The 19,401-nt window shown below is 73.0% G+C and carries 19 protein-coding genes and 1 pseudogene; 8 read left to right on the forward strand and 12 right to left on the reverse strand.

All coding sequences use genetic code 11. The annotated features are described in order from the left end of the window. Positions 1-85: 85 nt before the first annotated feature. Genes IEZ04_RS00755 through IEZ04_RS00775 form a run of 5 tightly spaced genes read right to left on the reverse strand, consistent with a single transcriptional unit; the run spans position 86 to position 4,850 of the window. Complete coding sequence (locus IEZ04_RS00755; protein WP_189214633.1) at positions 86-1,300, reverse strand: cytochrome P450; 1,215 nt, start codon at positions 1,298-1,300, stop codon at positions 86-88. After that, complete coding sequence (locus IEZ04_RS00760; protein WP_189214634.1) at positions 1,300-1,920, reverse strand: GTP-binding protein; 621 nt, start codon at positions 1,918-1,920, stop codon at positions 1,300-1,302. The genes IEZ04_RS00755 and IEZ04_RS00760 overlap by 1 nt, the downstream gene beginning before the upstream one ends. Next, a complete protein-coding gene (locus IEZ04_RS00765) occupies positions 1,901-2,263 on the reverse strand; it encodes a DUF742 domain-containing protein (protein WP_189214635.1) in 363 nt (120 codons plus the stop codon). Before IEZ04_RS00765 ends, IEZ04_RS00760 begins: the two co-directional genes overlap by 20 nt. After that, the gene (locus IEZ04_RS00770) at positions 2,260-2,667 is read right to left on the reverse strand and encodes a roadblock/LC7 domain-containing protein (RefSeq protein WP_189214636.1); all 408 of its coding nucleotides are present in this window, start codon (positions 2,665-2,667) and stop codon (positions 2,260-2,262) included. The genes IEZ04_RS00765 and IEZ04_RS00770 overlap by 4 nt, the downstream gene beginning before the upstream one ends. Further along, complete coding sequence (locus IEZ04_RS00775) at positions 2,664-4,850, reverse strand: ATP-binding protein (protein WP_189214637.1); 2,187 nt, start codon at positions 4,848-4,850, stop codon at positions 2,664-2,666. Before IEZ04_RS00775 ends, IEZ04_RS00770 begins: the two co-directional genes overlap by 4 nt. Before the next feature lie 294 nt (positions 4,851-5,144). Here IEZ04_RS00775 and IEZ04_RS00780 point away from each other — a divergent pair, with 294 nt between their 5' ends. Then, entirely contained in the window at positions 5,145-8,021 is a 2,877-nt protein-coding gene (locus IEZ04_RS00780) for an FAD-binding and (Fe-S)-binding domain-containing protein (protein WP_189214638.1), read from the forward strand. On the opposite strand, the gene IEZ04_RS00785 is transcribed toward IEZ04_RS00780, so the two are convergent. Then, positions 7,978-8,640 carry a TetR/AcrR family transcriptional regulator gene (locus tag IEZ04_RS00785; RefSeq protein WP_229820760.1) on the reverse strand — a complete coding sequence of 221 codons (663 nt, stop codon included), beginning with the start codon at positions 8,638-8,640 and terminating at the stop codon, positions 7,978-7,980. The two genes, IEZ04_RS00780 and IEZ04_RS00785, sit on opposite strands and share 44 nt — an antisense overlap. 61 nt (positions 8,641-8,701) lie before the next feature. On the opposite strand from IEZ04_RS00785, the gene IEZ04_RS00790 reads away from it, so the two are divergent. Beyond that, complete coding sequence (locus tag IEZ04_RS00790) at positions 8,702-9,676, forward strand: NAD(P)-dependent alcohol dehydrogenase (protein WP_189214639.1); 975 nt, start codon at positions 8,702-8,704, stop codon at positions 9,674-9,676. A gap of 156 nt (positions 9,677-9,832) precedes the next feature. Here IEZ04_RS00790 and IEZ04_RS00795 read toward each other — a convergent pair whose 3' ends face one another. The 4 genes and pseudogenes from IEZ04_RS00795 to IEZ04_RS00810 form a co-directional block, all read right to left on the reverse strand. Then, positions 9,833-10,147 (reverse strand): winged helix-turn-helix transcriptional regulator, encoded by a 315-nt coding sequence (locus IEZ04_RS00795; protein WP_189215336.1) that lies wholly within the window; start codon positions 10,145-10,147, stop codon positions 9,833-9,835. Between the two features lie 62 nt (positions 10,148-10,209). Beyond that, positions 10,210-11,043: an NAD(P)-dependent oxidoreductase gene (locus IEZ04_RS00800; protein ID WP_189214640.1), complete on the reverse strand. Its 834-nt coding sequence runs from the start codon at positions 11,041-11,043 to the stop codon at positions 10,210-10,212. Positions 11,044-11,200: 157 nt separating this feature from the next. Then, positions 11,201-12,126, reverse strand: a pseudogene (locus tag IEZ04_RS34525) (IS701 family transposase); the annotation flags it as partial. 157 nt (positions 12,127-12,283) lie between these two features. After that, positions 12,284-12,679 (reverse strand): MerR family transcriptional regulator, encoded by a 396-nt coding sequence (locus tag IEZ04_RS00810; RefSeq protein ID WP_189214641.1) that lies wholly within the window; start codon positions 12,677-12,679, stop codon positions 12,284-12,286. Between the two features lie 128 nt (positions 12,680-12,807). Between IEZ04_RS00810 and IEZ04_RS00815 the strand changes: the two genes are divergently transcribed. Together IEZ04_RS00815 and IEZ04_RS00820 are read left to right on the forward strand one after the other, a co-directional pair. Then, complete coding sequence (locus tag IEZ04_RS00815; protein ID WP_189214642.1) at positions 12,808-13,944, forward strand: alkene reductase; 1,137 nt, start codon at positions 12,808-12,810, stop codon at positions 13,942-13,944. A 229-nt stretch (positions 13,945-14,173) separates the two neighbouring features. Next, positions 14,174-14,533, forward strand: a complete 360-nt coding sequence (locus tag IEZ04_RS00820; RefSeq protein ID WP_189214643.1) for a putative quinol monooxygenase — start codon at positions 14,174-14,176, stop codon at positions 14,531-14,533. Positions 14,534-14,756: 223 nt separating this feature from the next. Here IEZ04_RS00820 and IEZ04_RS00825 read toward each other — a convergent pair whose 3' ends face one another. Then, positions 14,757-14,963: a hypothetical protein gene (locus IEZ04_RS00825; RefSeq protein ID WP_189214644.1), complete on the reverse strand. Its 207-nt coding sequence runs from the start codon at positions 14,961-14,963 to the stop codon at positions 14,757-14,759. Positions 14,964-15,359: 396 nt separating this feature from the next. Between IEZ04_RS00825 and IEZ04_RS00830 the strand changes: the two genes are divergently transcribed. Both IEZ04_RS00830 and IEZ04_RS00835 read left to right on the forward strand, forming a co-directional pair. Continuing rightward, a complete protein-coding gene (locus IEZ04_RS00830; protein ID WP_189214645.1) occupies positions 15,360-15,599 on the forward strand; it encodes a GntR family transcriptional regulator in 240 nt (79 codons plus the stop codon). A gap of 106 nt (positions 15,600-15,705) precedes the next feature. Further along, positions 15,706-17,229, forward strand: a complete 1,524-nt coding sequence (locus IEZ04_RS00835) for an alpha-1,2-mannosidase (RefSeq protein WP_189214646.1) — start codon at positions 15,706-15,708, stop codon at positions 17,227-17,229. A gap of 21 nt (positions 17,230-17,250) precedes the next feature. Here IEZ04_RS00835 and IEZ04_RS00840 read toward each other — a convergent pair whose 3' ends face one another. Further along, complete coding sequence (locus tag IEZ04_RS00840; RefSeq protein ID WP_189214647.1) at positions 17,251-18,234, reverse strand: EamA family transporter; 984 nt, start codon at positions 18,232-18,234, stop codon at positions 17,251-17,253. Positions 18,235-18,769: 535 nt separating this feature from the next. On the opposite strand from IEZ04_RS00840, the gene IEZ04_RS00845 reads away from it, so the two are divergent. Together IEZ04_RS00845 and IEZ04_RS00850 are read left to right on the forward strand one after the other, a co-directional pair. Beyond that, a complete protein-coding gene (locus IEZ04_RS00845) occupies positions 18,770-19,132 on the forward strand; it encodes a DUF6247 family protein (protein WP_189214648.1) in 363 nt (120 codons plus the stop codon). Continuing rightward, positions 19,129-19,389, forward strand: a complete 261-nt coding sequence (locus IEZ04_RS00850) for a hypothetical protein (protein ID WP_189214649.1) — start codon at positions 19,129-19,131, stop codon at positions 19,387-19,389. Before IEZ04_RS00845 ends, IEZ04_RS00850 begins: the two co-directional genes overlap by 4 nt. The last annotated feature ends 12 nt before the right edge of the window (positions 19,390-19,401 follow it).

A 19,401-nucleotide genomic window follows, 5' to 3' on the forward strand; every position in this document is an offset into this window, starting at 1 on the left:
CTCATCCCTGGTGTCCCGGCCGGCACCCGCCCCCCTGCCCCGGACGGAACCGCACACGGTTCCGTCCGGGCGCACCAGGCGGGCGTCAGGCGTCCGGGCCGCCGAGCGCCGGGGTGGGGGCGAAGGTGACCGGAAGCTCCGTCAGGCCGCGCAGCCACGGGGACTCGCGGCGCTTCAGGGAGTCGGCCGGGACCGCCAGGTCGATGTCCGGCAGCCGGTCCAGCACGACCTCGATCCCCGTCCGCGCGATCACCTCGGAGACCTCCTGCGCCGGGAACGGGCACCGGTGCTCCCCGTGGCTGAAGGAGAAGTGCGCGCTGTTGCCGCCGGTCAGGGCCGAGGCGTCGGTGCGTATCTGGGGGTCGGAGTTGGCGCCCTGGATGCCGAGGATCAGCAGGTCGCCGGCGCCGATCCGGCGGCCGCCGAGGTGGGTGTCGCGGGTGGCGTACCGGCCCGGCATGTTCTGCGTGGGCGTCTGCTCCCACAGCACCTCGTTCATGGCCTCGGCGACGCTGCTGCGGCCGCCGAACATGGTGGCCGCGAACCGGGCGTCCGTCAGCATCAGGTGCAGCGAGGTGCCGATCCAGTCGGCGGTCGGCTGGTGGCCCGCCGACATCAGGATCATCAGGTCCTGGACCGTCTCCTCCTCGGTGAACTCCGGGGAGTAGTCGAGCATCCGGGTCGCCACGTCGTCCGCGGGCGACTTCCTCCGGTCGGCCAGCAGCTCCTTGGCCGTCCTGTACAGGTAGGCCTCGCCCTCGAGCGCCCGGTCACCCGCGTTGATCATGTCGGTCAGCGCCGTGACCAGTCCCCGGCCCGCCTCCTCGGTGAAGCCGTAGGTGTGGGCGAGGACACGCACCGGCAGCTGCATCGCGTACTCGTTGACGAGGTCGGCGCCGCCCTTGGTGCAGAACGTGTCGATCAGCTCGTCGGCGAACCGCTCGCAGTCGGCGCGCAGGACGGACGGGTCGATGCCGTCCAGCGCGGCGCCGAGCAGCGCGGCCCGCCGGCTGTGGCGCTCGCCGACCGTGTAGAGGATCGACGGCTGGCCGCGGTTGAGGACGGGCCGCAGCGGCCAGTCCTCGGGGATGTTGTCCCACTGGTTCCACAGCTCGGAGTCCCGGCTGAACAGGTTCGGGTCACCGGTGACCTGGTGCAGCTCGCGGTAGCCGATCACCAGCCAGGCGGGTATGTCGCCGTCCAGCAGGATCGGGGCCACCGGACCGTGCTTGCGCCGCATCGCCCGGTACAGCTCGGCCGGCTCCTCGTGGGACCCGGGACCGCGGAGGGGGATGGGCATTACACCAGCTCCTGACGAGAGGGTCGGACGCGGTCGGCGGCGTGCAGCGTGTGCACGTGCTCGACCAGGGTGATCAGGACCAGCTTGCTGGACTCCCGGGAGCGCGCGTCGCAGGAGACGAGCGGGACGTGCGGGTCCAGGTCGAGGGCCTCGCGGACCTGCTCCGGGGTGAAGCTCGGGCCGCCGAAGTCGTTGACGGCGACGACGAACGGCGTGCCGTGCTTCTCCAGCCGGTCGATGGCGTACCAGGAGTCGTCGATCCGCCGGGTGTCGACGAGGACGACCGCGCCCAGCGTGCCGGAGAACAGCCGGTCCCACAGGAACCAGAAACGCTCCTGGCCGGGCGCGCCGAACAGGTACAGCACATTGCGGGCGTCGAGCGTGATGCGCCCGAAGTCGAACGCGACCGTGGTGGCGGTCTTGGTCGTCACGCCGGTCAGGTCGTCCACGGCCGCGCCGGCCTGCGTCATCGTCTCCTCGGTGGCGAGGGGACGGATCTCGCTGACCGAGCGGACCAGCGTCGTCTTGCCGACGCCGAAGCCGCCCACGACCACGATCTTGAGACCATTGCTGGCCGACGCGCCGAGCGGCGCGCTGGCTCTAGAGGTTGCGGAGTCCAACGAGCACCTGCTCCAGGAGTTCTAGGTCGGGTACGGCTGCCTGGTGGCGGGGGTGGCGGGCGCTGACGCGGCCCGTGGCGAGGAGGTCGGCCAGCAGGATCTTGGTGATGCCGACCGGCAGCCGCAGTTCGGCGGCGATCTCCACGACCGCCGTGGGACGCTCGGTCATCCGCAGGATCGCCGCGTGCTCCGACTGCATGCCGGGCACCGGGGCGCTCTCCGCGACGACGAGGGTCACCAGGTCGAAGGGGCTGTCCGTGCCCGCCCGGCTGCGCCCTCCGGTGAGGGTGTAGAGCCGGTCCGGGGAGTCGTCCCTGCCTGGCCTGCTGCCGGGCCCGCTCATGAGGTCCGGGGCTGGGCGGTCAGGTGCTCGCCGAGTTGCTCGACGAGTTCGCTCATGTTGTGGCCGACGAGCCCGGCGTCCGCGTCCTCGGCGGCGATCACGGCCAGGTGGGCGCCCTCGCCCGCCTCTACGATGAACAGCACCCCGCCGTAGAACTCGGTCATGGCGGACCGGACTCCGCCGGTGCCGTCGCCGAACTCCACGGAGGCCCCGTGCGACAGGGACTGGATGCCGGCCGCGATCGCGGCGAGCTGGTCGGCCTGGTCCGCGGAGAGCTCCGGCGTACGGCACAGTTTCAGGCCGTCACGGGACAGCACGAGCGCGTGTCGCGCGCCCGGGGTGCGCTGCAGCAGGCCCTCGATGAGCCACGTGAGCTTGTCGTCGGCGGTCGTCGTGCCGGTCATGAGGTGGTGTCGCCTTCCGGGTGGGTCTGCGGGTGCGAGGGGGACGGAGTGGTCGGTGCGGCGCCGTCGGTTCCGGCAGTCGTCTCGGGGGCGGTTCCGGGAGTCGTCTCGGGGGCGATCCCGTCGCCGTCGCCGTCGCCGGGGCCGGAGCCGGAGCCGGATGCGAGGTGGTCCGGGGCCGCCGCGGGTGTGCCCTGGAGGGGGGCCTCACCCCAGGTCGTGCCCTGGGCGGGGGCCTCACCGAAGCCGGGCCGGCCGATGGGGGTCTGGGTGGCGGGGTTCTGGCCGATGGGGTCCTGGCTGGTGGGGTCCTGGCCGGTGGGGCTCTGGCCGGTGGGGTCCTGGCCGGTCGGGCTCTGGCCGGTGGCATTCCGGCTGGTGGGGTCCTGGCCATAGGTGCCCTGGCCGTAGGCGTCCTGAGCGCGGGTGGCCTGTCCGGTGTCGCCGGGCGGCTGGTCGGGCGTGCCCTCGGGGGCGTTGCGGACGGCCTGGCGGAAGCTGCCGAAGCGGGTGGCGCGGGTCTTCGCGTCGCCGGCGGGCGGCGCCGTGCGCGGCGTGGCGTCGCGGCCGGCGAGCCGGGAGCGCTCGGCCTCCGCGAGGGTGCGCCCGCGGCGGCGCCTGGGCAGCCCGTGCGCGAGGGTGTCGGTGTCCGGGGCCGGGGAGCCGGGCAGGCCGGCGTCGGGCGACTCGTGCGTGGGCACGGGGTCGGGGTCCAGGTCGGTCCCGGCGAGCGCGGCGGCGTACGTCGCCTCGGCGTCCTGCGCCGCGCGGCGCCGCGGCAGCGCCGGGGTCCCGGACGCGGAGGGCAGCGCGGCAGACGCGGCCGGGGTGGCCGGGAGGGCCCGGGCGCCCGGGGACGTCGGGAGGGCCGCGGCCGTCCGGCCGGCCGGGACGGCGGCGAGGCCGGACGTGCCGTCCCGGGCCACGAGGATGTCCTGCGGTATGAGCATCAGCACGCCCGTGCCGCCGCGCGCCGACGGACGGTACGAGACCTTGAGGCCGTACCGCTTCGCCAGCCGGCCGACCACGGCGAGGCCGAGCCGGGTGCCGGTGAGACCGCCGAGTTCCGAGCCCTCGCCGGAGACGGCCCGTTCGGCGCGGCGGAGCTGGACCTCACCCATGACGAGACCGCTGTCCTCGACGGACACGATGGCGCCGGCCGGGACCTCCTCGACGTAGACGTGGACCTCCGCGGTCGGCGGGGAGAAGTTGGCCGCGTTGTCGAGGAGCTCGGCGAGCGCGTGCATCACGCCCTCGGCCGCGTGCCCGGCGACGGCGACGTCACTGGTCGAGTGGACGCGCACGCGCTGGTAGCCGCTGATCCGGCCCATGGCGCCGCGCAGGATGGACTCCATGCTGATCGGCCGGGCCCAGCGGCGGCCCGAACGGGCGCCCGTGAGGACGGCGATGGAGTCGGCGAGGCGTCCGGCCTGCGCGGTGCGGTGGTCGAGGTGGAGGAGGTCGGTGAGCACCTCCTCGTCGGAGTGCTTCTCCTCCATCGACCGCAGGTCGGCGAGCATTCCGGTGGCCAGGGCCTGCAAGCGTCCGGCGACGTTGGCGGTGGCGGAGACGGCGGCGGAGCGCAGGGAGTTCGCCTCGCGCAGCTTCCGCGTCAGCCGGGCCAGGTCCTCGGCGGACCGGGCGCGCTCAGCGGCGTGCTCCTCGGTGAGCCGGGTGGTCTCCGCCTCGTACTCGGCGGTCAGCCGGGCGGTCTCCGTCTCGTACTCGGTGGTCAGCCGCGCGGTCTCCGCCTCGTACTCCTCGGTGAGGCGGGCGCGTTCGGCGGCGAACGACTCGGTGATCCGGGTGCGCTCCTGGGCCAGCTCGGCCGTCAGACGGGCGCGTTCCCGGTCCAGTTCGTCGGTCAGCCGGGCGCGTTCCTGGCGCGCGTCCTCGGCGATCCGGGCCCGTTCCTGGACCAGCCGACCCACGTCCTGGGTGACCGACTCCAGCCGGTGGCGGGCCGCCCTGGCCGACAGCAGTCCGTGCGCGGCCACCGTGACGGCCGCGCACAGCAGCAGGCCCGCCGCGGTGCCGCCCAGCGCGAGGGGTACCCGCACGGAGTCGGGCGCGACGACGACCGCGCTCGCCACCGCGAGCCCGGCCAGTACCGCGGTCAGGAGGAAGGCGGTCAGCAGGCTGCGGGCGGCGGGCCGGTCGCCGGGGAGCGTGGGGGAGGTCATCAATCGATTCCTCGGTCGGGTCCGCGGGCGTTCACCGTGGTCTGGGGTGGCCCCCGGGGCGGGTCATAAGGCGATTCTTGAGACGGGTGTTGGTCTGTTTTCGGTTCTCTTCTTCAGGTGAGAGCCATCACTTATGCGCACCTGGCGGTCACTATATGAGACTTTGCGAACGCAGTGGGAACCTTTCAGTCACGTTCCTAGCATCAAGTGACAGGTGCAACCGCAGCGTGGGGCGGTCGGGGCAGAAGGGGTGGCCGAAAAGTGACACTCTCTCAACAAGGGCGTGCTGAGGGCATGACGGGACTCCGGGAACCGCGGACCGGGACGCGCGAAGCGCTGCGCACCGCGCTGCGGACGGCCGTGCGCGGCGAGGTCGCCTTCGGCCCGACCGCGCGGGCGCTCACGACCATGGACGCCTCCAACTACCGCCGGGTGCCCCTCGGTGTGGTGGCGCCGAGGGACGCCGACGACGTGGCGGCGGCCCTGGCGGTCTGCCGGGAGCACGGGGTCCCGGTGGTGGCGCGCGGCGGCGGCACGTCGATCGCGGGCCAGGCCACGGGCACGGGCGTGGTCCTGGACTTCACCCGCCACATGAACCGCGTCCTCTCCCTCGACCCCGGCGCACGCCGGGCCGTCGTCCAGCCCGGTCTGGTCCTCGACCGCCTCCAGGAGGCCGCCGCCCCGCACGGCCTGCGCTTCGGCCCCGACCCGTCCACCCACAGCCGCTGCACGCTCGGCGGAATGATCGGTAACAACTCCTGCGGCTCCCACTCGGTGGCCTGGGGCACGACCGCGGACAACGTCGAGGAGCTGACGGTGCTCGGCGGCGGGGGCGACCGGCTCCGTCTCGGCCGGAACTGGGCGGGCGCCCCGGAAGGTCTGCGTCCGCTCGTGCACGGGGAGCTGGCGCTCCTCCGCAAAGGTTTCACATCGCTTCCGCGACGCATCTCCGGCTACGCGCTCGACGCCCTGCTGCCCGAGCACGGCGCGGACGTCGCCCGTTCCTTCTGCGGCTCCGAGGGCACGCTCGGGCTCCTCACGGAGGCGGTCGTACGGCTCGTCGAGGCCCCGCGCGCGCGTGCGCTCGCCGTACTGGGCTACTCCGACGAGAGCGCGGCGGCGCAGGCGGCTGCGGGACTGCTGCCGCTGGGCCCGCTGACGGTGGAGGGCATGGCGGCGGACCTGGTGCGCGAGGGCGCGGGTCTGCCCCGGGGCGGTGCCTGGCTGTTCGTGGAGACGGGCGGCGACACGGCGGCGGAGGCACGCGCGCGCGGGGAGACGATCGCGGGAGCGTCCGACGCGCTGGACACACTGGTGGTGACCGACCCCGCGGCCCAGCGCACGCTGTGGCGCATCCGCGAGGACGCGTCGGGCACGGCGACCCGTATGCCCGACGGCACGGAGGCGTGGCCGGGCTGGGAGGACTGCGCGGTGCCGCCCGCCCGACTGGGCGCCTACCTGCGGGACTTCAAAAGGCTGCTGGCGGACCACGGCCTGCGCGGCACGCCGTACGGTCACTTCGGGGACGGCTGCATCCACGTCCGTATCGACTTCGACCTGGTGACGGAGGCGGGGATCGCCCGCTTCCGCCGCTTCTCGGAGGAACTGGCGGACCTGGTGGTGTCCCACGGCGGCTCGCTCTCGGGCGAGCACGGCGACGGCCAGGCACGCGCGGAACTGCTGCCCCGCATGTACGGCCCCGAGGTCGTCGGCCTCTTCGAGCGCGTGAAGGGCGTCTGGGACCCGGACGACGTCCTGAACCCGGGCATGCTGGTCCGCCCGGCCCCGCTGGACGCCGACCTCCGCTTCGCGGTCCTGCCGCGCGAGCCGGTGGACGTGGCGTTCGGGTACCCGGAGGACGGCGGCGACTTCGGCGCGGCCGTACGGCGGTGCGTGGGGGTGGCCAAGTGCCGTACCGCGACGCCCGGTCAGGGCGCCGTCATGTGCCCGTCCTTCCGGGCGACGGGCGAGGAGGAGCACTCCACGCGGGGCCGGGCGAGGCTGCTGCACGAGATGCTGGCGGGCGAGGTCGTGACGGACGGCTGGCGCTCGGAGGAGGTGCGGGACGCCCTCGACCTGTGCCTGTCCTGCAAGGGCTGCCGCTCGGACTGCCCGGTCGGCGTCGACATGGCCACGTACAAGGCGGAGTTCCTGCACCACCACTATGCGGGCCGCCGCCGCCCGGCCGCGCACTACGCGATGGGCCGGCTGCCGGTGTGGCTGCGGCTGGTGGCCCGTACGCGGACGGCGTGGCTGGTCAACGCGCTCGCCCGGATCGGCCCGTTGGCGGCGCTGGGCAAGCGGCTGGGCGGCATCGCGCCGGAACGGAGGATCCCGCGGCTGGCGCGGGAGCCGTTCAGCAGGTGGTGGGCGCGTAAGGGGCTGCGCGGCAGGGCGGGGGACGGCCCGGTCGTCGTCCTCTGGCCGGACACCTTCACGGAACACCTGTCACCCGCGGTGGGGCAGGCGGCCGTACGGGTCCTGGAGGCGGCGGGCCTGACGGTGACGCTGCCGCCGGCCGGAGGCGGGACGGTACGCGGGAACCGCGTCTGCTGCGGCCTGACGTACCTCTCGACGGGCCAGCTCGACCACGCCCGTACGGTCCTCCGCCGCACCCTCGACCTCATGGAACCGGTCCTGGAGGCCGACGCCCCGGTCGTCGTCCTCGAACCCAGCTGCGCGGCGGCCCTCCGCTCCGACCTGGCGGCGCTGCTGCACGACGACCCCCGGGCACCCCGGCTGGCGGCGCGCGTCCGCACGTTCGCGGAAGTCCTGCAGGAGTACGCCCCGCACTGGACCCCGCCCCGCGTCGACCGCCCGGTCACCGGCCAGACCCACTGCCACCAGCACGCGGTCCTCGGCGACGCGGCGGACCGCCGACTGCGCGAGGCGGCCGGCCTGACGGGCGACCTGGCGGGCGGCTGCTGCGGGCTCGCGGGCGACTTCGGCTTCGAGAAGGGGCACTACGACGTGTCCGTGGCGTGCGCGGAGGAGCAGTTGCTCCCGGCGGTCCGCGAGGCGGCCGAGGACGCGGTGGTGCTGACGGACGGCTTCTCGTGCCGCACACAGGTGGGCGAGCTGGCGGGGGCACGGGGCCGGCACCTGGCGGAGGTGCTGGCGGAGGCGCTCAGCGGCCGAGGCGGACCGCCGTCGGCGACGACGGGTCGGTGAAGTCGCCCAGGCGTACCGCGCTCGGCGGGGGCAGGGCACCCCGGGCCGGCCGGGCGCGGAACGCCTCCAGCAGGTAGGCCACCAGCCGCCGGGACGCCGCGCCGTCCTCGGGCAGCGCCTCCACCAGCCCGCAGTGGGCGAGCAGCACCACGAGCAGGTCGGAGGGGTGGAAGTCGGGCCGCAGCGCACCCGCCGCCTGCGCCCTGCGGACCAGCGCGGTGAAGCGCCGCTCTCCCTGTAGCCGCACCTCTGCGTGCTCCGCGGCGTCGGGGAAGGCGAGGAAGAACGCGGCGGGGAACCCCCGCTCCTCGCGCTGCAGCGTGCAGACCGTCTCGATGAGCCGCTGGAAACCGTGCCACGGGTCGGGATCGGCGACGGCCTCCTCGAGCACCCCGCCGCAGATCTCCATCTGCCGCGCGAAGGCCGACCTGACCAGGTCCTCCCGGGTCGGAAAACGCCGGTACAGGGTCGCCACCCCGACCCCGGCCCGGCGCGCCACGGTGGCCATCGGCGCGTCGATGCCGCGTTCGGCGAACACCTCACGGGCGGCGCCGAGGATGCGCTCCCGGTTGCGCAGGGCGTCGGCCCGCAGCCCGATCCGAGAGGATTCCGCCGTCACTGTCTCTCACCTCCGCCAGAAGTGGACGATGCCGTCCACTTCGCAACCTACCGTCGACGGCATGACGAACCACATGATGAAAGCCGTACTGTTCGACCGCTTCGGCGGCCCCGAGGTGCTGTACGTGGGCGAGGTGCCGCGTCCCGAGCCGGGACCGGGCGAGGTGCTGGTGCGGGTACGCGCGCTCAGCGTGAACGGCGGCGAGCTGACGGTCCGGTCGGGCCGGGCCGCGTTCGTCACGGGCCGGAAGTTCCCGCAGCGCATCGGTATCGACTTCACCGGCGAGGCCGTCGCGCTCGGCCCCGGCGGGACCGGGCCCGAGGAGGGGATCGCGGTCGGCGACCGGGTGTGGGGCGTACTGGGCCGTACGAGTCTCGGCAGCGCCGCCGAGTACGTGACGGTGCGCGCCGACCGGATCGGGCGCATACCGGACGGCCTCGACCTGATCGAGGCCGCCGCCCTCCCGGTGGGCACCACGGCCGTCACCGCTCTCCGCGATAAGGCCGCCCTGCGCCGCGGCGAACGCCTGCTCGTCCGGGGCGCGGCGGGCGGCGTCGGCAACGTCGCCGTCCAGCTCGGCCGGGCCCGCGGCGCCGAGGTCACCGGCCTCGCCCGCGCCGCGAACCTTGACTTCGTGCGCGAGCTGGGCGCGCGGCACGCCGTCGACCACCGGGCCGTACGCCCGCACGACCTCGGCCGCTTCGACGTGGTGCTGGACACCGTGGGGACGGAACTGCCCGCCTACCGGCGGCTCCTGAGGCCCGGCGGACGCATGGTGACGATCACCTTCGACCCGTCGCGTCCGGCCGCGTCGCTGGGTCGCATCGCGGCCAGCACCGTGCACGGACGCGGCCGCATCCGGTTCTTCAGCGGCGACCCGCGCCGCGCCCTCCTCGACGACCTCGCGGGCTACGCGGCGGACGGCACGCTGCGCCCGGCGGTGGACACCGTCTTCCCGCTGGAGCGGATCGGGGACGCGCACCGGGCGCTGGAGGCCGGCGGGGTGCGGGGCAAGTTCGTGGTGCGGGTCGGCTAGGGCGCTTCTGACGGCTCTTGGCCGGACATCATCCGGCCGGGTGGCACTACGAGAGACGGCTCGCGAGGCGTCGGCTGACTCATCGGGCCCGCCCGTAACCGTCCGGGGACGGTCTCAAGAGCCGTCAGAAACGGCCCAGGGCGGCGGGCCTCGGCCTCAGGTCTCGCTCAGCTCTTGCCGTGGGTGGGGGATGTCGAGGTCCCGCATGCGGCGGGTGCCCCACTGCCCCAGGGCGCCGAGCGCCGCGTACAGCGCGACGCCCTCCCCGGTCAGCTCGTACTCGACCCGGGGCGGCACCTCGTCGTACACGGTCCGCCGGACGATGCCGTCCGCCTCCAGCTCGCGCAGCTGCTGGGCGAGGACCTTCTCGCTGACGCCGGGAAGGGCGCGGCGCAGCTCTCCGAAGCGGTGGAGACGCTCGTTCAACGCCCAGAGGATCGACGCTTTCCACTTTCCCCCGATGACGTCCATCGCGGCGTCCAGGGCACATATGTAAGGCGGGTTGCGCACCAGCACATGGTAATGGCACGGACTCAGCCCGTGACGATGCCCGCGGCACGTCGCATCCGCCACAACTGGGCGCGCAGGTGCCCGTCCAGCTCCGCGGGCACACCCGCTTCGCCGGAGGCGGCGACCATGTTCTCCAGGCCGGTCGCCTGCATCGCGGCGTTGAACTCCGCCGGGACGGAGCCGCTCACGTTGGCGAGGGCGACCTGCACCGGGAGCATCGCCTCCAGCCACGGCTGGAGCACCTCGCTGCTGAAGGTCTCCACGTCGCCGCCCTCCGCGTGGACCATCGCCAGGGCGTGGGCCGCCCCGGCGCCGATTCCGTACATGCCGCTCAGCGCGGCCATGTCGTACAGCGCCGCGAACCCGGGGTCCTCGCCCACGTAGTGCGGGCGTGCGAGCGGTTCGAGCGCGGGGACGACGCCGTCGAAGACGTCCCGCGGACCGCTGTAGAGGATGAACGCCGCCGGCGTCCCCACCATCGGGGGCACGCCCATGATCCCTCCCGCCAGGAGGCGCACCCCGTGCTCCCCGGCCCACGCGGCGAGCTCGCGCGCCTGCCGTGCGGAGCCGCTGGTGAGGTTGACGAGCGTGCCGCCGGCCAGCTTCGGCATGACGGGCGCGAGCGCCTCGCGGACGCTGGCGTCATCGAGGAGGCACGCGACCGTCAGACCGCCTGCCCCGACCGCCTCCGCCACGGTCGAGACCTCCCGCGCACCGCGCGCGACGAGGTCGTCCGCCTTCCCGGGGGTGCGGTTCCAGACCGTCACCTCGCGCCCGGCCGCGAGGAGGGCGCCCGCGAGGGCGCGGCCCATGGCTCCCAGACCCAGAACAGTGATGTGTGCGTGTGCTGAACTCATGCTGAACACTTTTCACGCGGGGCGGTATGCACCACAAGAACGCACTTTCAAGTGGGTGGTTACCTCGCGGTTAGTCGTCCTGCAGTCGTCCCGGGGGCGTGCCAAGGTCTCCGGGGCGTCGGCCGGCTCCGGCCGCCCTGCGTTCCCCGAACGGAATGAAACACTCGGCCACGCTCCAGCGGACACCTGCGACGCGGACCAGCTCCGCCAGGGGTACTCGGTGGGTGACCAGCACAGGTAGAGGGCGAGTTCGCCGGTGGTCCGGCTGCGGCGGATCAGCAGGTGGCGGTGGTGATCGGTGCCGATGTGGATCCAGGCCCAGTCGTAGTGGCGCGGTCCCTTCGCCCCTGTCCCGGCACTGTGCCGCTGCCAGGCCGTGGCGGGCAGGCGACGGACGAGAACATCGGCGCGGACAGGGGTGCGGCCGTGGTTGATCCGGACCCGGGTGGAGCAGGCGACGGCCATCACGTAACCAAGGCCCCGTGCTTCCAGAGCGGCGCGGAGCTGGGGATCTTGGCCGTAGGCTTCGTCGCCGGTCACCCAGGAGGGGGTGATGCCGGCGTCCAGCGCGGCGGCGATCATCTCCGCGGCCAGGCGGGGCTTGGTCGCAAACTGCACCTCGTCGGGTACACGGGCCGCGTGGCGGCGCCGGGGATCGGTGGACCAGGAGCGCTCGGGCAGGTAGAGCCGGCGGTCGATCAGCGCCCGCCCCCGCTCGGTGGCCAACGCGAGGAACACGCCGACCTGGCTGTTGTCGATGCGTCCTGCGGTGCCTGTGTATTGCCGTTGCGCTCCCGCCGAGGCCCGGCCCTACTTCACGGAGCCGGTCCCATCCACGACCAGGACACCGCCGTGGGTGCCAAGGTGGTCGACGGTGTAAGCGCGCAGGTCATCCCGGACGGCATCGGCGTCCCCGCGGGCGTAGCGCAGCAGGCGCTGCGTAGGCCCGGGCCGGGCATGACCGGCCTGTTCGACCAGTTACCAGCAGTTCTTGCGCTCGGCATTCGACAGCAGCCCGAGCAGATAGGCGCGGGCGGTGGCCCGCGGCTCAACTCGGCCGAACCGTCCCGCAATCCGGGCCATGACCTGGTCGAACATCGCCCGCCGGCGGGCAGGGTCCACGCTATGGCCCGCGGCCACCGCACGATCTTCAGGAGTCCACACAACCCCCGATGATCACGCGGTGGCTGTACCCGTTCCCAGCCGGGGTTGCCGCAAGATCGCGACCCAGACTGGAGTACTAGACGAACGAAGCTGCCATGGCACTACAGTTCGCCCGAGGGGTGTCGCGGTGGGCCTGGTTCGCGGCCATGAGCGCGTCGAGCGCGTCGCGGGTGTGCTGCAGCTTCTCGATGTGCGCGGAGAGCCGGTCCCGTTCCTGGGCCATGCGCTCCATAGCGGCGTCGGAGTTGTCATGGCTGGGCGAGTCCACACACGGCAGCAGCTCGACGATGGTGCGGCTGGAGAGCCCGGCTGCGTACAGATGCTGGATGAAGGCGACCCGCTCGACCTCGGCGTCGGTGTAGTGCCGCTGTCCGCCCGCGCTGCGGGTGCTGGTGAGCAGCCCTTGTTCCTCGTAGTAGCGCAGTGAGCGGACGCTGGCTCCAGTGCGCGCTGCGAGTTCGCCTATCCGCATCTCGTTCTCCTGTCTGTGACTCCGGCCACATGACTTGCCTCTCACATGAATGTCAGGTTTTAGGTTACCTGTCGGGCCCGCTGCTCCGGGTCCTCCTACCAGTACGGACGAGTGCCAGGAGTACCGGCATGGCCACGTTGTTCGACCGCCACCGTCTAGGTGACCTGGAACTGCCCGACCGCGTCGTGATGGCCCCGATGACCCGGGTCCGGGCAGCGGCCTCGGGTCTTGCGACCCCGTCCATGGCGGTCTACTACGCCCAGCGGGCCACCGCCGGGCTCATCATCAGCGAGGGGGTGCAGCCGAACCCGGTCGGGCAGTCCAACCCGGGCACGCCGGGTCTGTACACCGACGAGCAGATGGCCTCCTGGCGGCCCGTCACCGACGCCGTGCACGCCAACGGTGGGCGGATCTTCGCCCAGCTCATGCACGGCGGCCGGGTCTCGCATCCCGACACCACGGGCCTCCAGCCGGTCGGGCCGTCCGCGGTCGCCGCCGCGGGGAAGGTGTTCACCCCGACCGGGCCGCAGTCCGCCCCGGCACGCCGCGCCCTGGAGACCGCCGAGGTGTCCGAGCAGGCGCGTTCGTACGCCGAGGCCGCCCGGCGCGCCGTCGGCGCCGGCTTCGACGGTGTCGGCTTCGACGGTGTCGGCTTCGACGGTGTCGGCTTCGACGGTGTCGGCTTCGACGGTGTCGAACTGCACGGCGCAAACGGCTGTCTGATCTCACAGGTCCTGTCGTCCAACGCCAACCCGCGCACCGACTCCTACGGCGGCCCGATCGCCCACCGCATCCGCTTCGCCGTCGAGGCGGTCGCTGCCACGGTGGACGCCGTGGGCGCGGCCCGCACCGCGATCAGGCTCTCCCCCGGCGGCACCTTCTGGGGTGTGGAGGAGACCGAGGTGCCGGAGCTGTACGCGGCCCTGCTCGCCGAACTCGCCCGCTTCGACCTCGCCTACGTGCACCTGGAGGCGACCGCGGAGGAGGAGGTACTGGTCGGGCTGCGCCGCGCGTGGCCGGGCACACTGATCGTCAACCCCGTGCTTCCGATGGGCCCTGAGCAGGCCGACCGGACCGCCGCCGACCACTGGCTCGGGCTGGGCGCGGATCTGATCAGCTCTGGCCGTGCCCTCATCGCCAACCCCGACCTGATCGAACGGCTACGCATCGGCCTGCCGGTCGCGCCCGCCGACGAGACCACGTACTACCAGGGCGGCGACGCGGGCTACCTCACCTGCTCGGCCTGCCAGTACACCGCCGCCTGACCGGAGCCGGCAGGCGAGGCGGGACAGCGCGCCCGACCGGGCCTCACGCTTCCATGCAGCCCGGCCGGCCTCACACCTCATCAGGGTCCGGCAGGACCGCGCCTGATCGAGGTGGTGACCGAACTTGTCGCCCCGCTCACTCCTGCCCCTGACGCCGACGTCAGGGTTCACCGCGCACATGCAGGGTCGGCCCGGCTCTGCACCAGGACACCAAGGACGAGAAGGAACAATGGATTCACCACAGGACAAGGCCGCCACCACCGCAGACACGCAACCGTCTGCCCGGACGGTCCTCATCGTCGCCGGCCGGGTCTTCGTCCCCGCTAGGGATGTCGAGACGTTCGTCGCCGAGGCGCAGGCGACGTACCCGATCGCCGCGGCGAACCCGGGCAACGTGCTGATCTCGTTCTGCGTGGAAGACGCAGCGGCCGGAACGGTCACGGTACTCGAGCAATGGGCGTCCCAGGAGGCGCTCGATCGACACCTCGCCGCACCGGAGGTCATGGCGCTCTTCGCCAAGTGGAGCCCCCATATGCGCAATGAAGTGCGCAAGTACGACGCACTCAACGAGAGAGACCCCCGAGCCTGAGGCACCCGTCTTCGGGCGGGACCGCGTCGACGCCGCTCCTGACGACCCGGCCTGGAAGGTCCGCCTGCTGAGAGCTCCGCCGAGGAGGTCACTCCGCTATGGCCTGCCGCCGCTGCATGATCTTCCGGAATCCACGCAACCCCCGCTGATCAAGCGTCGGCCGTTCTGTGTCCAGCCGGGCCCGTCGCCAGATCACGAACGCCCAGGCTGGAGTACTGGCCGGTCAGTTGTTGCCCCTGCTCTCCGCGATCCGCAAGGCGTCGCGCAACGCGTCGGCGTGGGTGAGGAGTCGTGCGCCCATGTCGAGCTGGATGGCCTCGGTGTCGTCGGCCAGCCGGGAGACGGGGCCGCCGTGGTCGTCGGTGATCAGGTAACAGCTCCTGCCGTCGCTGCCGGTCCAGGGCAGCAGCCGTGCGGGGCGCTGCGTCATCACGCGGCTCCCGTCGCCAGGTGCATGCGGTACGGGGTGCGCGTCCGCTGTTCATGGGCGAGGAGGTAGGGGCGTACGGGGTTGTGGGCGGCGCCGTCGAGGGGGGTGGCTACTCCGTAGGGGCTGCGGTGGAAGGGGAGGGCCGGGTGCCACGAGGGGAGCGCTCGGGAGTACGTGGGGGCACGAGTTACGGCGATGCGCTACGCGAGGGTGGAGCACCAGGCTCACCCAAGCCGTGAGGTGGCCGACGAGATCGGTCATGCCATCAGCGTGTATGCGTCGGCGGACGGACGCGACCGCGGTCCACCGAGGCTGACTACGGTGTTCCATGGCATGCCAAGCATGCTCGGTCCACCGCGGTCGCGCGGTCCACCGCAGGCGGTTAGCGTCCGCCGCATGAGCTACGAGCTTGATCGCACCCGCCCCGTATGGCGCCAGGTAGCAGCAGCGGTCATCACCCGCATCGCCGAGGGCGAGTATCCCGTGGGCGCCCGCATGCCGACCGCCGTCGCGCTGTCCACCGAGGTCGACGTCGCCACCTCCACCGCGCAGAAGGCGATGAGCCACCTGAAGGCCAGGGGCCTCATCCGGTCCGAGGTGGGCCTCGGCTCCTTCGTGGCCGAGCGCCCCGAGTAGCTCGTGCGACGGGGCGTTGTCAGACCCACCCACTAGGTTCCTGATCACCAACAGCACTCGCCACGGCGGGCGTTGAAAACTGCCACGATCAGGAGCCGAACCCGCCATGAGCCTGGACGCCACCTACGCGGACTTCTCCGTCACCCCGCCCCGGCTGGCCAACGCCGAGGTCAGGCAGCACCTCTCCCGCCCCGCCGGGGGTCACCTCGCGCTGGACGCGGGCGGCACGGTCGAGGTGGACTTCGAGGTGAACGACCCGGAGGGCATCCCCCAGGCGACGCTCACCGTCACCGCCCTGGTCTCCAAGCTGGGCGCCTCCCCGGGGTACGCGCCGGTCGACGTCCTGCTCCAGGGAGAGGAACTGGCGCGGGACCTCACCGTGCCGGGCGGCGGCGACCTCCCGCAGGACAACGTGTTCGCGGTCCCCGCACACCTGCTGAAGCCGGGCACCAACACCCTGGAGATACGCACCTCGGCCAAGGCGCGCAGCATGCTCTGGCTCTACCGGATCACGCTGGACTCCGTCGCGGAGCGGGGCCGCTCGGAGCGCGCGCTGGCGGCGGAGGCCGCACGGGACACGGTCTTCGCCTTCCGTACGGAGCGCCGGGCGCCCTTCTCCTCGTCCGCCTCGTCCTGGGAGTCGGCGCCTCCGCTGCTGTTCCACGTCGACCGGGGCGAGCACTCGCTGCCCGCGCAGCTCGGCTGGCGCGGGGAGGACGGCGCCGAGTCGGCGATCAGCTTCCAGTCGAACCTGTCCGACTTCCACGGCCACCACCGCGCCGCCGACGGCACGGACTACGAGTACCGGGGCCGCCTCACCGGCAGCTGGGCCTCTCCGGAAGGTCTGGAACACATACCGGTCGACGCCCTGCACCACTTCCGTACGGAGGAGGGATGGGGCGGCGGCTGGCACCGCTCCGGCGAGCTGCGGCTGCTCGTGGACGACGGCGGCGCGCCCGTGGAGCGGGTGACCTGGCGCGACCAGCGGGGCAATTCGGGGGTGGCCGCGCTGCGGACCGTGCCGGCCGAGATCGAGGCGACCGACGTCGAGGCGAGCGACGAGTTCGAGGAGGCGGGGGAGACGGCGGACAACCTCCTGCACGACGACCGGGAGAAGTGGCGGGCGGGCGAGGAGACCGCGCAGCTCGACTTCACCCTGGCCCGCCCCGCCGCCGTCACGTCGTACGCCCTGATGACGGCGAACGACTTCGCCGAGCGCGACCCGCGCGACTGGACACTCCTCGGTTCCCGCGACGGTCACACCTGGACACCCTTGGACCACCGCGCGGGCGAAAGCTTCACCGGGCGTTTCCAGACCAGGGAGTTCACCCTCCGTGGCCGCGCCTCGGCCTACGCGCACTACCGCCTCGACATCACCGGCAACGCGGGCGGTACCGAGATCCAGCTCGCCCGGGTCCGTTTCTTCGAAGCCCCGGCCGCTCCGGGCTTCACCGGCTACTACCAGCGCTGGAACGAGGGCCCCATCGGCTACCGCGGCACGCCCGTCCCGGCGCCCGAGTCCGCCGCCCTCCCGGCGGCCGACCTGGCCGCGGACCTGGAAGCGGCGGTCAAGAGCCTGACGGAAACCGCACACACCCTGGCCGCGCTGGCCACCCGGCTCCGCGCGTAGGAACCCCGCGCCCGGCTGCCCTCAGCCCTCCGTCCGTTCGACACTGCCGCCCTTGCCGCCCCGCGCCGCCTGCGTCCGCACCGCCCCCATGCTGGCCCCGATGACCAGCGCGATCGCGAGCGCCTGCACGGCGGACAGCGCCTGGCCCAGGATCAGGAAGCCCGCCATCGAGGCGATGGCGGGTTCCAGGGCCATGAGAATGGCGAACGTGGGCGCGGGCAGCCGCCGCAGCGCGATCAGCTCCAGCGTGTACGGCAGCACGGACGACAGCACGGCCACCGCCGCGCCGAGCCCGAGCGTGACCGGATCGACGAGACGCGTGCCCGCCTCCACGATTCCCAGCGGCAGGATCAGCACCGCGCCGACCGCCATCGCGAGCGCCAGCCCGTCGGCCTGGGGGAAGCGGCGCCCCGTACGCGCGCTGAAGACGATGTACGTGGCCCACATGGCACCGGCCGCGAGCGCGAAGGCGACGCCCACCGGGTCGAGCCCTCCGAATCCGCCTCCGGCCAGCAGGAACACCCCGACGAGCGCGAGCCCGGCCCACAGCAGGTTCACCAGCCGCCGTGAGGCGAACACGGAGAGGGCGAGCGGGCCGAGGACCTCCAGGGTGACGGCGGGACCGAGCGGGATGCGGGCGAGGGCCTGGTAGAAGAACCCGTTCATGGCGGCCAGGGCGACACCGAAGACGACGACGGTGGTCCAGTCGGCCCGCGAATACCCGCGTACCCGTGGCCGGCACACGACGAGCATGATGATCGCGGACACCACCAGCCGCAGCGTCACCACACCCAGCGCCCCGGCCCGCGGCATCAGCGTCACGGCCAGCGCCCCGCCGAACTGCACGGAGACGCCCCCGGCGAGCACCAGCCCGACCGGCCCGAGGGAGCCCCAGCGGCGGACCCGCCCGACGGGGGCGGGCTCCGGCACGGCTGCGGCAGCGGCCGCGGTCGGGTCGGCGGCCGTGGGCGCGGGCGTGGGCTGATCGGTACCGGGGGTGTTCACGAGGGGCCGTCCAGTAAGGGGCAGTCGAGCGAGTCAGGTGTATACAGCTGCTTCGCAGCTTACGTCCGCCGGCGTGTACCGCCGCAAGGCGACCGCCCCGGCCTTCCGGGCGCCAGGAACTCGGCCAGTCGTTGCGCAGGGCGTCCCGGCACGACGACCCCGGCGGCCCGTGCCTGGTCTTCGCGGCCACCCGCGGCGACAGGATCCTGGTCGGCACCGTCCTGAACGGCACCCGACCGCCACGCCGACGCCGCGGACCTCCTGGACCACGGCTTCGGCACGGACACCGCCGACACGATGAAGCTCCGCAAGCTCCCGGCGCACACCCGGCGCGACTGATCCACCGGCCGGCCGGCTTGACCGACCGACCGACGCACCGGCGGGCGACACCGTCACCCGCGCCCGCCGTCTCTGTCACGGTTCGTTTCCACGACGCGGTGGGGTGCCGTGCGACTAGAGTCGGGCGCGTGCCCTGCGTTCCCCGGTCCCGGAGCGCGGTCGGCGGGTCGGCCGAGGACACGAAGGGAACGGCGGCATGAGCCTTCAGCACACGGAGATGGCCGGTGACGGGCCGTTGATCCCCCGTCCGGAGCGCACCCCGGGCGCCTTGCGCGCTGCGTGCGCCGTCGTCGCCCCGCACCTCCTGACTGCCTACGACCAGGCCAAGGACCACGCGCTCGCGGAAGCGGTGGAGCACGGGTCGCTCAAGCCTGTGCACGCCTACCTGGCCCATTGGGCCGCGCTGATCGAAATCGAGCGCCACCCCGAGATCGCGAGGACCTACCACCGGGCCGAGTACCTCGCGCGGATCGCGACCGCTCCGGAGGAAGCGCGCGAACACCTGGTCACGGCCAGCGCCATCTACCGGGACGCCGCTCGGGCGGTGCTCGCGGGGTGACCTGGCGCTGGGAGTACGTTCCGGACGAGGAGTCCGTGGCCGCCGGGGCGCCGCCCGCGTTCCTTGCCGAGGTGGCGGGGACGGCCGACGAACTCGTGCGGGCCGCTGCGGCACTCCACCTCCGCGGGGCGGCCTACCAGGACGCCGACGAAGGAGCCAAGTACGCGTTCGTGGCGGGTGGCTTCTTCGTGTACATGGTCACGCCGCGCTCGGAACTCGTCACCATCTGGCAGATCACGCCCGACCCTCCCGCCTGACCGCCACGCGAG

The organism is Streptomyces ruber, assembly GCF_014648075.1.
GTDB lineage: Bacteria > Actinomycetota > Actinomycetes > Streptomycetales > Streptomycetaceae > Streptomyces > Streptomyces ruber.

Excerpts from the sequence above, each read along its gene's own strand:
- IEZ04_RS00770 (WP_189214636.1), bottom strand. The coding sequence starts at position 2,667 with ATGACCGGCACGACGACCGCCGACGACAAGCTCACGTGGCTCATCGAG.
- IEZ04_RS00830 (WP_189214645.1), top strand. The coding sequence starts at position 15,360 with ATGAGCTACGAGCTTGATCGCACCCGCCCCGTATGGCGCCAGGTAGCA.
- IEZ04_RS00845 (WP_189214648.1), top strand. The coding sequence starts at position 18,770 with ATGAGCCTTCAGCACACGGAGATGGCCGGTGACGGGCCGTTGATCCCC.
- IEZ04_RS00780 (WP_189214638.1), top strand. The coding sequence starts at position 5,145 with ATGACGGGACTCCGGGAACCGCGGACCGGGACGCGCGAAGCGCTGCGC.
- IEZ04_RS00795 (WP_189215336.1), bottom strand. The coding sequence starts at position 10,147 with ATGGACGTCATCGGGGGAAAGTGGAAAGCGTCGATCCTCTGGGCGTTG.
- IEZ04_RS00820 (WP_189214643.1), top strand. The coding sequence starts at position 14,174 with ATGGATTCACCACAGGACAAGGCCGCCACCACCGCAGACACGCAACCG.
- IEZ04_RS00800 (WP_189214640.1), bottom strand. The coding sequence starts at position 11,043 with ATGAGTTCAGCACACGCACACATCACTGTTCTGGGTCTGGGAGCCATG.
- IEZ04_RS00835 (WP_189214646.1), top strand. The coding sequence starts at position 15,706 with ATGAGCCTGGACGCCACCTACGCGGACTTCTCCGTCACCCCGCCCCGG.
- IEZ04_RS00765 (WP_189214635.1), bottom strand. The coding sequence starts at position 2,263 with ATGAGCGGGCCCGGCAGCAGGCCAGGCAGGGACGACTCCCCGGACCGG.
- IEZ04_RS00810 (WP_189214641.1), bottom strand. The coding sequence starts at position 12,679 with ATGCGGATAGGCGAACTCGCAGCGCGCACTGGAGCCAGCGTCCGCTCA.
- IEZ04_RS00825 (WP_189214644.1), bottom strand. The coding sequence starts at position 14,963 with ATGACGCAGCGCCCCGCACGGCTGCTGCCCTGGACCGGCAGCGACGGC.
- IEZ04_RS00815 (WP_189214642.1), top strand. The coding sequence starts at position 12,808 with ATGGCCACGTTGTTCGACCGCCACCGTCTAGGTGACCTGGAACTGCCC.
- IEZ04_RS00790 (WP_189214639.1), top strand. The coding sequence starts at position 8,702 with ATGACGAACCACATGATGAAAGCCGTACTGTTCGACCGCTTCGGCGGC.
- IEZ04_RS00755 (WP_189214633.1), bottom strand. The coding sequence starts at position 1,300 with ATGCCCATCCCCCTCCGCGGTCCCGGGTCCCACGAGGAGCCGGCCGAG.
- IEZ04_RS00775 (WP_189214637.1), bottom strand. The coding sequence starts at position 4,850 with ATGACCTCCCCCACGCTCCCCGGCGACCGGCCCGCCGCCCGCAGCCTG.